Source organism: Selenomonas sp. ND2010 (assembly GCF_000702005.1).
In the GTDB taxonomy this organism is placed as follows: Bacteria; Bacillota; Negativicutes; order Selenomonadales; family Selenomonadaceae; genus Selenomonas_A.
The window spans coordinates 10,901-23,746 of record NZ_KL370848.1 but is presented as its reverse complement, the minus strand read 5'-3'; the positions used below and the strand labels follow the sequence as shown (position 1 = coordinate 23,746).

General features: G+C 47.5%; 14 protein-coding genes. 12 read left to right on the top strand and 2 right to left on the bottom strand.

Annotated elements, in window-relative coordinates:
* The first annotated feature begins 38 nt into the window (after positions 1 to 38).
* The 3 genes from T504_RS0112930 (at position 39) to T504_RS0112920 (ending at position 2,286) form a co-directional block, all read left to right on the top strand.
* Complete coding sequence (locus T504_RS0112930) at positions 39 to 845, top strand: Cof-type HAD-IIB family hydrolase (RefSeq protein WP_033171479.1); 807 nt, start codon at positions 39 to 41, stop codon at positions 843 to 845.
* A 79-nt stretch (positions 846 to 924) separates the two neighbouring features.
* Positions 925 to 1,773, top strand: a complete 849-nt coding sequence (locus T504_RS0112925) for a histidinol-phosphatase (RefSeq protein WP_033171478.1) — start codon at positions 925 to 927, stop codon at positions 1,771 to 1,773.
* Between the two features lie 279 nt (positions 1,774 to 2,052).
* On the top strand, positions 2,053 to 2,286 hold the full coding sequence (locus T504_RS0112920) for a hypothetical protein (RefSeq protein WP_033171477.1): 234 nt from the start codon (positions 2,053 to 2,055) through the stop codon (positions 2,284 to 2,286).
* 60 nt (positions 2,287 to 2,346) lie between these two features.
* On the opposite strand, the gene T504_RS0112915 is transcribed toward T504_RS0112920, so the two are convergent.
* Entirely contained in the window at positions 2,347 to 2,922 is a 576-nt protein-coding gene (locus tag T504_RS0112915; RefSeq protein ID WP_033171476.1) for a hypothetical protein, read from the bottom strand.
* A 110-nt stretch (positions 2,923 to 3,032) separates the two neighbouring features.
* On the opposite strand from T504_RS0112915, the gene hydF reads away from it, so the two are divergent.
* The 9 genes from hydF (at position 3,033) to T504_RS0112870 (ending at position 11,841) form a co-directional block, all read left to right on the top strand.
* Positions 3,033 to 4,238 (top strand): [FeFe] hydrogenase H-cluster maturation GTPase HydF, encoded by a 1,206-nt coding sequence (hydF, locus tag T504_RS0112910; RefSeq protein ID WP_033171475.1) that lies wholly within the window; start codon positions 3,033 to 3,035, stop codon positions 4,236 to 4,238.
* 77 nt (positions 4,239 to 4,315) lie between these two features.
* Positions 4,316 to 5,293, top strand: coding sequence for a hypothetical protein (locus T504_RS0112905; protein ID WP_033171474.1), 978 nt, complete (start codon positions 4,316 to 4,318; stop codon positions 5,291 to 5,293).
* A 133-nt stretch (positions 5,294 to 5,426) separates the two neighbouring features.
* On the top strand, positions 5,427 to 6,362 hold the full coding sequence (gene metA, locus T504_RS0112900; RefSeq protein WP_033171473.1) for a homoserine O-acetyltransferase MetA: 936 nt from the start codon (positions 5,427 to 5,429) through the stop codon (positions 6,360 to 6,362).
* 83 nt (positions 6,363 to 6,445) lie between these two features.
* The gene (locus tag T504_RS0112895; RefSeq protein ID WP_033171472.1) at positions 6,446 to 7,090 is read left to right on the top strand and encodes a hypothetical protein; all 645 of its coding nucleotides are present in this window, start codon (positions 6,446 to 6,448) and stop codon (positions 7,088 to 7,090) included.
* Positions 7,090 to 7,989: an ROK family protein gene (locus T504_RS0112890; RefSeq protein WP_033171471.1), complete on the top strand. Its 900-nt coding sequence runs from the start codon at positions 7,090 to 7,092 to the stop codon at positions 7,987 to 7,989. The genes T504_RS0112895 and T504_RS0112890 overlap by 1 nt, the downstream gene beginning before the upstream one ends.
* Before the next feature lie 131 nt (positions 7,990 to 8,120).
* Positions 8,121 to 9,005, top strand: coding sequence for an LPP20 family lipoprotein (locus T504_RS0112885; protein WP_081823475.1), 885 nt, complete (start codon positions 8,121 to 8,123; stop codon positions 9,003 to 9,005).
* Positions 9,006 to 9,193: 188 nt separating this feature from the next.
* Positions 9,194 to 9,961 (top strand): zinc ribbon domain-containing protein, encoded by a 768-nt coding sequence (locus T504_RS0112880; RefSeq protein ID WP_033171469.1) that lies wholly within the window; start codon positions 9,194 to 9,196, stop codon positions 9,959 to 9,961.
* 12 nt (positions 9,962 to 9,973) lie between these two features.
* The gene (locus T504_RS0112875; RefSeq protein WP_081823474.1) at positions 9,974 to 10,930 is read left to right on the top strand and encodes a serine hydrolase; all 957 of its coding nucleotides are present in this window, start codon (positions 9,974 to 9,976) and stop codon (positions 10,928 to 10,930) included.
* A gap of 224 nt (positions 10,931 to 11,154) precedes the next feature.
* Positions 11,155 to 11,841, top strand: a complete 687-nt coding sequence (locus T504_RS0112870) for a zinc ribbon domain-containing protein (protein WP_072022751.1) — start codon at positions 11,155 to 11,157, stop codon at positions 11,839 to 11,841.
* Between the two features lie 44 nt (positions 11,842 to 11,885).
* Here the strand turns inward: T504_RS0112870 and T504_RS0112865 are convergent, their stop codons facing one another.
* Entirely contained in the window at positions 11,886 to 12,644 is a 759-nt protein-coding gene (locus T504_RS0112865; protein ID WP_033171467.1) for a sulfite exporter TauE/SafE family protein, read from the bottom strand.
* Between the last annotated feature and the right edge of the window lie 202 nt (positions 12,645 to 12,846).

Sequence of the window (12,846 nt, the reverse complement as noted above, 5' to 3'; positions counted from 1 at the left end):
TATATACTTCGAATGAAATTGAAGATAGGAGTACGGATATGATTAAACTGGTTATGTCGGATATGGATGGGACGTTATTGGATGAAAAAGGCAAGCTTCCAAGTGGCTTTGATGACATGGTCAGTCAGTTGCGGGCGCGGGGCATTTTGTTTGCACCGTGTTCCGGGCGGCAGTATTTTTCCCTGTTGGATAGTTTTGACAAGTATCGGGATGAGTTTTTGTTTTTGGCGGAGAATGGTACGATGGTGATGTATCAAGGCCGAGAGTTGTTTTCTAGTTCCATGGACCGTGAACTTACGCATCAAGTGCTGACGGCGGCAGGTCAGCAGCCGGCGATTTACCGGATTTTCTGTGGCAAACGGGATGCTTATGTTTTGGAAGCAGAACACGATGCCTTGATTCAGGCGGAACTAGACAAATACTATACGCATTCGGAAACCGTAGATGATTTTGCGCACATCGAGGATGAGCCGATCAAAGCCGCATTTTTCGATCCGACGGGAAATGCGGAAAAGACAATCTACCCGCTGTTGGCACCGTTTCGCGATCGTCTGCAGGTCGTTATGTCGAGTGATTATTGGGTCGATGTCATGAACGCTGACATTAACAAGGGCGTTGCCGTACAGCAGGTGCAGCAGTATTTGCAGATACGGCCGGAGGAATGTGCGGCGTTTGGCGATTACTTGAATGATGTTGAGATGTTAGAAGCGGTAGATTATAGTTTTGCGATGGAAAATGCGCATCCTACGATCAAAAAGCTGGCACGGTATTCTACCGATAGCAATGCCGAGGCCGGTGTCCTGCGTGGCATTCAAAGGCTTATGGATAAGGGCCTTTGTGGCTAATACCCAATGTAAACCTGTAACTTCGGTGGCGGATATGCTACAATGAGGCTGCAGGTTTTTTGTATGAGGAGGAATGATAATGAAAATTGATTACCATATGCATTTCGAAAAAGGTTCCTATGACAAAGCTTGGGTTGAAGGCTTCTTTCAAGCTGCGAAAGAGCGCGGTTTAGCAGAAATTGGCATTTCGGAACATTCTCATACGTTCCCAGAGTTCAAGGAGTTATATTATGAAGATTTGATTTTGGATGATTCTGCTATGGGGACTTTTCAGCAGAAGTGGTTGAAGTCCAATAAATTTAAATACACACTGGATGATTATTTCCGCTTTATGGCTGAGCTGCGGAAAGAGCATACGGTTCGCACGGGGATCGAGGTTTGCAATTTTCAAGATCAGGAGAAAGTGAAGGATATCCTGAAAGATTATGATTTTGATTATGTGATCGGTTCGGTTCATTTCTTGCATGGCTGGGCGTATGATTGTTCCGAAATCATCGCGGAGTGGCAGAAACATTCGTTGCAAGACATTTATGAGTGGTACACAGAGGAGGCAGAGAAGTTAGCGGATTCCGGTCTTTACGATGTATTAGGACACCCGTTTAACATCCGCTTGTTTAAGTTCTTGCCGGAGTTTGATGTGACGCCTTATTTAGAGCGTGTGGCGAAGGCCATGAAAAAAGCGAATATGATTGTTGATGTCAATACGGGAACCTTCTATCGCTATCCGATCGCTGAGATAACGCCGTATCCAGATTTCATGAAGATTGCGGCCAAGTATGATTTGCCGATAATTACGACATCTGACGCGCATAAACCGGAAGATTGTGGCGCCTATAATCAGCAGGCCGTGGATTACGTCAAGCAGTTCGGGTATACGACTACCCTTCAATTGGCCGGAAAGAAACGAAAAGTTATCGACCTTGGCTGAATGTATACAATATATTTATACTAATAAAAATATTCGCACAATAATATTGACAGGAGACTAAGGCGGGAGTAAAATATAAGTAGGAAAATTGAATATAGTTTTACATATTTGTTACGTGAGGCTTAAGTTTTTTCATGATAATAACGATATAACTTGTAACAAGACTGCAAAGACAGTGGATTGTACCTGCATGATTGTTAATTGGTTGAAATGCTGTGGATGGTTATTTCATCAATTTAATCAATTACAATCAAAGTGTTGATACAAGGAGTGATTATCATGAAGGTACAGATTTATTCGCAGTGGATGGAAGATGTATTTATTCCTGTCCGCGTGAAACAGTTCACGAAAGCAGCTAGACTTATGGGACATACCAATTTCCAGGACTATGCTGAGCATCATGACGTGGTCGGCCTCGCTTCGGCAGATCGCAAGTCTGCGGAGTATCTGGCAGTAGCTGAATGGCTTGATAGCCGTGAGAATGATATCAACGTGGCTGTAGGTGTCGCGTAACAAATATGCAAGATGGCGCCCTCGATTATCCTTCGAGAGGCGCCCTTTTAATGTCTTGATTTAGTTTAACGTTTTGGGTGGTTGAGGAATGGAGATATCCATTTTTACTTCCTGGATAGCGCTGGCTTTTTCCCGCATAGCCGCTGAGGTTTTTGCTGCCCAGATCTGTTGGACTTTTTTCAGAAAAGCTTCCGGTGAGAAAGGCTTTTGCTGCTGTTTTTCGACATGCTTGCGAATGATGCTCATGAATTTATCATTCAAGGGGATATCGCGCTGTGCCAGCAGGACCTGCAAGGTGGTGTCGACGAGATAGAGATGAATGACGGAGTCGCGCAGGCTTTTTTCGGTAGGCATGAGCTCCTCTTTTATGCCGGAGAGAGAAAAGGGAGCATCGCCCCAGCCTTCTTTGAAGATGCCGTCAATCTGGTAGAGGAAGAAAAGCAGGCCATCCTGTTCGTAGAGGCCAAGTTCCATTTTACCGGTCCGGAAGGCTTCGATGGCAATGATGTCCGTGTGGGACAATTGGAGGATGAACATGCAACCGTTGGCGTCTACTTGGAACATGCCACCGTCTTGCCGATTTTTTATGGGCAGTGGGAACGGTTCGCCAACTTGAAAATTCGTATAATCACTCATAATAGGAAACTCCTTTGCGGTTTGCAGATTTCAGATAGCTATAGTGTATCATATTTGGATTGGAGTATGCTATACTAAACAAAACGGAGGAAAGAGGAGCGTGAGGAACGTTGAGTCTTAATGATACCCCGCGGGCAAATCGCCTGCATATTGGACTGTTTGGGCGGCGTAACAGCGGCAAGTCCAGTCTCATCAATGCACTTACTGGACAGGAAATCGCTACGGTATCGGATGTGCCAGGAACTACTACAGATCCCGTATACAAAGCGATGGAACTTCATGGTATCGGACCGGTGGTGTTTATCGACACGGCTGGTTTTGATGATGAGGGAAAACTCGGAAAGCTTCGGGTGCAGAAGACGGAGAAAGCTTCAGCGGAAACGGATATTGCCTTAGTGCTTTTCCATGATGCGGATATGATGGAAGAACTGGCGTGGGTAAAGAAGTTCCGCATGGCTAAAACACCGGTGGTAGCGGTTATCAGCCAGATTGACACGCTGGCGGATAAGGGGCAGTCCTTGGCGCAAAAGGTAAAGGATGAAACCGGCTTGTCCGCGATTTTTGTCAGCTCTGCTGATGGCACAGGCGTTGATAACGTACGGGATGAGTTGATTCGTCAGCTGCCTGAGGATTTTGAGCAGCAGAGCATCACAGGCGGACTATGCGATGCTGGTGATACGGTATTGCTGGTGATGCCGCAGGACATCCAGGCACCCAAAGGGCGACTGATTTTGCCGCAGGTACAGACCTTGCGCGAGCTTTTGGATCGGAAATGCCATGTACTTTGCTGTACTACGGATGAATTAGAGCGTACGCTGGCGCTCTTGAAAGAACCACCGCAGCTCATTATCACGGATTCACAGGTGTTCCGTACGGTTTTTGAAAAGAAACCCACTGCGAGCAGGCTGACTTCGTTTTCGGTGCTTTTTGCAGGATATAAGGGGGATATTGATTATTTCACTGCGTCAGCAAAAAAACTGGCAGCTCTGCCGGATGATGCCCACATTTTGATTGCTGAAGCCTGTACGCATCGTCCGCTGGCGGAAGATATCGGCCGGGTGAAACTTCCTCGCTTGTTGAAGAAAAAGCTAGGGGAAAATATTCATATCCAAATCGTAGCGGGGCGCGACTTCCCAAAGGACTTAAAGGGATATGATTTTGTTATTCACTGTGGTGCCTGCATGTTCAATCGCAAATATGTGCTTAGCCGGGTGGCGGAATGCCGCCGACAAGGAATCCCGATGAGTAATTACGGGGTCATCATCGCGGAAGTACTCGGGATTCTGGATCAGGTGGAACTGCCAGCAAAACAGTAAATAGTTGATGTTCGCATCAAAATACGGTAAAATGTAACATATTCTGATGAATTGTTCTCTTGGCAACGAGGTGAATCATGATGAAAAAAGAATTGCGATATTGGTTAGGTATTGGTCTGCTGACCACAGGCCTTGCCATGATGCCGGCGGCTTTGCTGGAGATTCCGGTGGAGGCGGCTGCAAGTCAGGCACAGAATACCGATGAGGCGGCCGAACAGGATAATTGGTATTGGCTCAGTGCGGACGACCGTTATAGTAAGTTCATCGATTTGCAATCGGTGGTAGCCCAGCCGCGCAAAACGGCTACGGGAGAAAAAGGATATGAGACAGAGGTTCAGGCATGGACGAAGACTGCCTATAGTTATGGCGGTGCAGAAGATACTCTGCGGGATTATAAGCTGCTGAAGAAATTTAGCGATCCGAGCAAACTGGCATTCAGTACGGCGCTAATTTCCATGAATCCACAGACGCGTCAGTGTTGGTATCTCGAAGAGTATTTCTATGATAAAGCGGGCAATGTCTTCTGGTCAGAGAAACGGGACCCTGCCGAGCGCGACAACGATAAAAAGGGCAAGGAAATAAATAGCCAGTCCTTTGATGAGGCATTCTATACCGCAGCTATTGACCGGGCGTTCCAAGGAGCCGGCGAAACCGCTCGTGCCAAGGCTAAGGATCGCTGGTATGATATCTTTGAGAAGAAGCAGCCGGATGGTGTACGTTATACGATTTCTGCGGATACTTCGACGATGCGGGTAGAAAAAGACAATGTCATTTTTTGGTCCTGGCAGGAGACGAAGGATGTCAACGGCAAAGCGGTAGATGTCAAGCATCAGAAATTGGCCATTAATCTGCCGGAGTCGACAATCAAGGTCATTAGCGGCGATCATTGGACCCCACAGCGCGGTTGGCAAAGCATGGAAAACGAACTAGACGGACATTACCGCATGATTTCGGAAAACTCTGCGGAGCATCAGATGGTTGAAAAGCTTCGCGAATATGTGACCACACATGATGATTGGGTTCATCGTTACGAACGAAAATACGATAGGACTTGATGGCGAAAACCTTCCTCGACGAGGAAGGTTTTTTGCTTGTAATGTTGTAAGGAATAAATTTATGGTATAATGAAGGAGTATGTGCATAAAAGGAACAACTTTATGAGAATAGAGAGAGTAAGGAAGTGGTCAGATGCCAATAAAAGTACCCAATGCGCTGCCAGCCGCGCATATTCTTGAAAGTGAAAATATTTTCGTTATGGATGCGGACCGCGCCTATAGCCAGGATATTCGTCCGCTGAAAATACTGATTCTGAATCTGATGCCGATTAAATACATCACGGAAACGCAGCTGCTGCGTCTGCTAGGAAATTCGCCGCTGCAGGTTGAGGTAGATTTTATTTATACGGAAACCTATGTGCCGAGCCATACCCCCAGTGATTATTTGGCACAGTTCTACGGTACCTTTGATGAGGTACGCCATAAAAAATACGATGGGATGATCATAACGGGAGCGCCGGTAGAACACATGGCGTTTGAAGAGGTTGCCTATTGGGATGAGGTATCCGAAATCATGGAGTGGAGCAAGACCCATGTGTATTCCACGTTCCATATTTGTTGGGGCGCTCAGGCGGGGCTTTACTATCACTATGGGATTCCAAAATTTCAGGTGCCTGAAAAGATTTTTGGCGTGTTCAAACATCATGTTTGTGTCGAACACGAGCGCTTGCTGCGAGGGTTTGATGATGAGTTTTATGTACCGCATTCCCGTCATACTGAGGAGCACAAAGAGGATATCTTAAAGGTACCGGAGCTGACGATCCTAGCAGAATCGGATAGTGAGGCTGGCCCGTATATCATCGCCAATCTCGAGAAGCGGCAGTTCTTCATTACGGGACATGCCGAGTATGATCCGACAACGTTGAAGCAGGAATACGATCGGGATTTTAAGGCGGGGATGAATCCAAAGATTCCTCAAAATTATTATCCCGATGATGATCCGTCGAAACCCCCGATTGTACGTTGGCGCAGTGTGGCTCATCTGCTTTTTGCTAACTGGTTGAACTATTACGTTTATCAGGAAACGCCTTATGAGCTGGATGAACTCTATAAGGAAAGCGAATACTGACAAGATGTGTTCAGTATTTTTTCAGTTGAATCTGATAAAATTATTATATTTGGATGAAAAAACGAAACGTAGGAGGACTTGTTATGAATAAGCGATGGGGTGCCGGAATTCTTGCAGCAGCAATGATTTTTATGGCTACACCGCAGGCAGATGCCACGGAGGTAATTTCCGAGGATGTCTATCAGTGGGTGCAGTCCACGGCTCGTCAGAATTATTATTTCAACAAGCAGCAGTTTTATTTTGCCCAGGACGATGCGGGCTATATGACACCGGACATTCTTTTGGTGCCGGTACTCAAGACGTATGATCAGGTGCAGATTCGCGATGTGGTATCGAAACGCCGTTGGAAGGGATTATCGACCAGTGGTTATGAGGATCTGGTGGGTTGTGCAGAATATTTGAAGTTCAATCTCAAAGACCAGACGGTTCAGGTCACGAAGCATGATGATCTCGATAGCGATTGGGGCGTGATCGATACAGTAACGTCCGATAAAGTGGTGAACATCACGGAGCTTTCGGATAAGGACGTGGATGCGAAGTTCTATCGTGCTATTTTGCAGTATGCGTCTACGCATTATCAGGAAATCTATGATCGCACCCAAACGGTTAAGGGAGCTAAGGCACCGAAACCGGAAGTGAAACGGGCAGCAAAAGAGAGCGTTAAAGATACTAAGGACAAGAAAAAAGGCCGTGTCACGAAGAGTAGCAAAAGAGGCGTTCGTGAGTAATGCAGAAAAAATATGTGACGATTGATATTGGTGGTATGGCCATCAAATATGGATTGGCAGATGAAACAGGAGCCTTTCTCGAGAAAAAGAGCCGGCCGACGCTGGCTCGCGAGGAAGGTGGGGCGGGAATCCTCCGCAAGGTGGTTGAGATTGTAGCGAACTATCAGCAGGATTTTCTCTTGGATGGCGTTGCCATCGATACGGCAGGAATTGTACGTCCCGATGACAGTGGTGAGATCGTTTTTGCAGGTGAGAAAAGCTTTCCGGGCTATACCGGGCTGAAGCTTGGCACTGCGGTTCGTGAAGCTTGTGGCGTTGAATGCGTCGTGGAAAACGATGTCAATGCGGCAGCTTTGGGGGAATATTGGCAAGGGGCTGCGCAAGGGGCAGACTCAGCCTTTGTCATGACGGTTGGAACTGGCGTTGGCGGCTGTTTCGTGCTGGATGGAAAGATTTGGCATGGGGCGGGATTCAGTGCTGGTGAGGCTGGTTTTATGCGTGTCCATGGGGATCATCGCGTGCTGGAAGAAGTGGCATCAGCTAGAGCCATGATTGTGGAAGCGGCAGCATCGCATAATGTTTCGCCAGCAGAGCTTGATGGGCAGACGGTTTTTGAATGGGCGATGTCTGGAGATGCTGATGCCGTGTTGGCAATTGAGCACATGGTCGATAACCTTTCGGAGGGCATAGCCAATATTTATTGTCTGCTGAATCCGGAAGTCTTCGTTCTGGGCGGCGGCATTATGGCCCAGCAGGAATATTTGCGGCCGCGAATCGAGCAGCGCCTGGAAGAATTGGTGGTGCCAGCTATGCGCAAGGCAACGCGGCTGGAGTTCGCCAAGTTGGGAAATGATGCTGGTATGATCGGTGCTTTGTATCGCTTCTTGCAGAAAGATTAATTCTTTGTTGTGTCAAGCAACTATTTAATGAAATTTAAACGAAGTTACAAGAGGATTTTAACCGTATATGTGTAATATACTTATAGGAAGGATATTGTCTTCATTTAACAAGAAGAAATGAGGGGAGAAAAATGAGAAGTGTATCACGGATGATGGCAACGGTAGTTGCCGTGTTGTCGATTATGGTTTGTTCGATGGCATCCGCATTAGCTGCTGCTGCGACCAGTACGATTGACTGGAATGAGAGCGTGGTTCGCGTTGCGGGTTATGGTATCGCGCCGGCCAATGCACGTACCCCGAGTCTGGCACGGCTTATGGCTCGTCGTGCAGCAATCGCTGATTGCCAGCGTCAAATGGCAGAAGCTGTTGCAGGAGTAAGCGTCGATGCAGAGACGACGGTTGAGATGGCGGCGGTATCGAGCGACGTAGTTCGGACGCATGTCAGCGCAGTAGTAAATGGTGCAAGAATCGTATCGGAGCGCGTGGTCGGTGATAGCTACGAGGTCACCATGGAAGTGCCGATGTTCGGTGTTCGTTCGATTGCTGGTGCGGTTATGGCGCGTCCAGAGCGTATCGAGGCTTTCCCCGCGCCGGTAGCTTCGGTAGATCCTTCGCCGGTGTTGACGACTGGTTCGGCAGAATCCTCTAAGGGGTCTTCGGCGGCTCCAGCCCCGTCCGGACGTGCAATTGGTGGCTTTACGGGCCTTATCGTCGATTGCCGTGGAATGGACCTCAATCCGGTTATGAGCCCGGTAATCTATAATGAAAACGGGCAGCCGATTTATGGATACAAGAATCTTGATTATGATAAAGTTGTCGCAAATGGTATGGCAGGCTATGCTAAAACGATGGAGCAGGCACGTCGTGCTGGTTCGAACCCGCTGATTGTCAAAGCGGTTTCCTTAAAGAGACATAATTCATTTCCGGTACTTTCCAATGCGGATGCCAATCGCGTCCTGATTGAAAATGGTGCAAGCCAGTTCCTGGATAAGACGAATGTTGTCTTCCTTCGTTGAATAAAATAAGAAATTAAAAGGGGAAAGCCTTGGTGCTTTCCCTTTTTTCTGTCATAAGACATACTCTCACGATAAAGATAAGAGACAATTTATTCGAAGTTATGAAGGAATTTTAGCGGTTGAGCAGGATTTTTTTTAGATATATCGTATAATAGTATCGACTCGTTAAACATGAAGGAGGATTTGCAATGGCAAATTTTTGTAAAAAATGTGGGGCACCGTTAAACCCTACCAGTAAATTCTGTACGAAATGTGGTGCCCAGATTGTGGATTCGCAGCCACAACAGGCGCCTGTGCAGCCACAGCGTCCGATTCAGCAACCGATGCCGCAACAGCCGTATCAACAACAATATCAGTCGCCGTATCAATCGCCTTACCAGGCTCCGGCAAAATCACAGGACAATAATCCCTTGATTATTGGTTTGTTGGTTTTGGTGGTGCTGCTGTTAGGGGGAGGCGTTGGCTATTATATGTACACGAATGCGGCTGATAACGGGCAGGCAAATTATTCCAAAATCGAAAAGCAGGCACCGGGCAGTTCCGGTAGTGCGGAAAAAGAACAGCCGGCACCCGCAGGGGCAAATCTTGACGATTTAGTGCGTGAAAAAGATTCGATTGACACAGCCATTGGCGAGCTGGCCAACCGCATCAATTCCCATCTGAGCAATCATTCCAGTTTCCGTGGTTATGATGGTTTGAAAAATGATGCCAAGGCGATCATTGACCGTGCCAATAATGCCAAAGACCGTTTGAATGGCATGAACGCAGCCGATAATGCCAAGAAAGAGGCCTTGATGAATTTGTTCTCTTTGGAGATTGATCGTGCACAGGGGCTTTACAAGGGAATCGTGGACAATCAGAATGGCGGGGACTATTCGTTAGGCTTCCAGCAGGGAACGAAGGCCTCGTATTCCTTTGATGCCGCAAATTCCAGTTTCAACGCGAATTACAAATAAGCGAGGCAGAATATGAGGAAGGGTAAAATTTTATGGACCATATCCTTGCTGCTGGCCTTCTGGGGGATGATTGCTGCAGGTTGTGGACTGTTGGGAGAAAATAAAAAGGCACAGGAAGGAATGGCTTCCGTTGCGACAGCGGGTACTCCGCAGGAAGTCCAAGAGACCGAGCATAAGCCTGCTGGCAGAGAGCAGCGGCTGCAGCTGGAATCCTCCCTGCGCGAGCTGATGGATAAAGATTCCGCGAAGTATCAGGTTTATGTTTTTCTTCCTCAGTGGGACGAGCCGCTGATAATGGGAGAAGAGCCGCAGTCTTCGGCCAGCATCATCAAGATTTTTATCCTGGGGACGGCGTATGAACTGGCGGAACGTGGCCAGCTCAATCTCAATCAGCAGGTTACCGTCCATCAAGCGGATATGGTAGGCGGAGCTGGTGTCATAAATGGCAGAAGTGGAGAACCGGTTTATACGGTGCGGAATCTTTTGGAGTTGATGATAACCGAGAGCGACAATACGGCCACCAACGTATTGATGGATACTATCGGTATCGAGCGGATTCAGCGTTTTATGAAGGTTCACGGCTTCCAAAATTCGGTCCTTCAGCGCAAGATGATGGATTTTGAAGCGCTTCGTGCTGGCAGGGATAATTTCACCACCGCTGGTGATGTAGGAAAGTTTTTCCGCTTGCTGCGAGAACATAAACTGGTCAGTGAAGCCGCTGACAGCGAGATGATTTCGATCTTGTTTGGCCAAACGGATAGGGAATGCTTCCCACAGGCTTTGCCTGATGCAAGAATTGCCCATAAGACGGGGGAACTATCCGGTGTTTATCACGATGCGGGAATCGTATATGAAGCAAATGACAGCTACGTACTCTGCATTATGAGTACGGACAGCCGTGGCCGTGGCAATACGCTTTCCACTATGCGTGATATGGCAAAGACGGTAGATTCTGTCTTTCGCCAGTGACCATTTAGTTTTTTGATATATTGATGGTTTGAACCGTAACAACAGTATGGTGTTGTTGCGGTTTATTTTTTGTCTTGCCATAAAATGTCCTGGTGGAATAGTATATTTGCGAAAATTAGAAGGATTTTGATAATATAGCGTAGAAAAATGAGTTATCCGTGAAAGTTAGGAAAATGTTGGTTAAAGGATTGGGAGGATCGTTTCGTTGGGGGAGGGTCGACAGGATGGCTAGATTTTGTACGAAATGTGGGGCTGCGTTAAATGAGGGGGTAAAATTTTGTACGAAGTGCGGGGCACCGGTAACATCTCCTTTACCCAATAATAACGGGTGGGGAGGAACTCCTGTACCTTCTTATGGAAATAGAATGCAGCCGACTAGGGAAGATGATTCAGAAAAAAAGATAATTGTTTTGCTGTTGTCTGTAATATTAGGGTTGTTGGTGTTTGGCGGAATTGGGTATTACTTGTATACGCAAATCATGGACCCGCAGAATATCACGCCAGCTTCGTCGTCACAGAAATCCGCTAGTGTGGAGCGCCAGGACAAAACAGAAACGACGAAAAAGGATGCGGTGGTTGAAGATACGCAGAAGGAAAAGAAAGAGGCTGCTCCTCAGGTGGTAGAAGACAAACCTAATTGGCATTGGATTCAGGATACTACTACTGGGGTCTGGCTTTGGAATCCAGAACCGGAAGATGGTGAGTGGATTGTCTGGAGTGGGGATTATGTATCCGATGGGAATTATCGCTATGCGAATGGGCCAGGGGTAGTCACTTGGTATAAAAAAGGCAAGGTAATTCAAGTGGATACTGGCTCCTTTGAACGCGGGCGTCATCATGGAAGTTTCACGCATAAGTTCCCCAGTGGCAAGGTAAAGTACAGTAACTGGAGTCATGGAAGAGAAATATGAAAGAATCGCCCCATCCGATTGCCGAGTGGATGGGGCGATTACTTTTAATGGAACAGTATCATGATAATGCTGCCGATGGCGGGAAGGGCAACGATGGCGGCTTTTAGTAGTGGGAGTGGGGCTAGGTGGGTGCCTTTGGCCCCGAACCAGGCACCAATCATAAGCCCAGCCAGAGTCTGGACGAAGATCATAAAGTCCAGGCGGTCGTTAAACAGGTAGCCGAGCCCGCCGGCGGCAGAAATGGGCAGGATAATCATCATACAGGTGCCGATGGTTTGTAGCAGTGGTACGCCAAAGATGACCATAAGGGCTAACTGAATGTAGGCGGCAGCGCCAATGCCGAAGGCACCGGAGAGAAAACCGGTGATGAGGCCGGTTAAAAGACCATAAATCCACAGCTTGCGGCCGGTTAAAAGTTCCGTGCGCATGGGTGTGTGAGCGGCCAGCCACTGGTCATGATAAAGCTTGATGTAGAGAATCACGGCACTGGAAAAGAGCATGAGGCCTGTGATGTTGCTCAGGAAATCCGCTGGCATGAGGTTGGAGACATTAGCGCCGAGAAAGGCACCGCTGATGCCGCCGAAACCGATGATTGCACCTGTCTTTACGACCACTTCCTTTTGCCGGAAGTGACTAATGGTGCCAGAGAGCATGGTAAATACCATAGACGCTAAGGCAACAGCTAGTGCGGTATGGATAGGAATATGAAAACCGACGGTAAGCAAAGTGATGGTGACACCAGCCCCGCCGGCTCCAACAAAACCAATCAGAGTACCGAGCAGTAGCATAGAAAAGAATAACATGAGAGTAGTCACAGCCTTTCTGGATGGTTAAAGTGTTACCATTCATTATAGGAATTTGCAGGGAATTGTCAAATGAGAGATTCCCGAAGATAACAAAAAAGCCAGGATATAAATCCTGGCTTGTAATTTCCTGGTGACACCTATGGGATTCGAACCCATGAACCCGGCGTGAGAGGCCGGTGTCTTAACCACTTGACGAAGG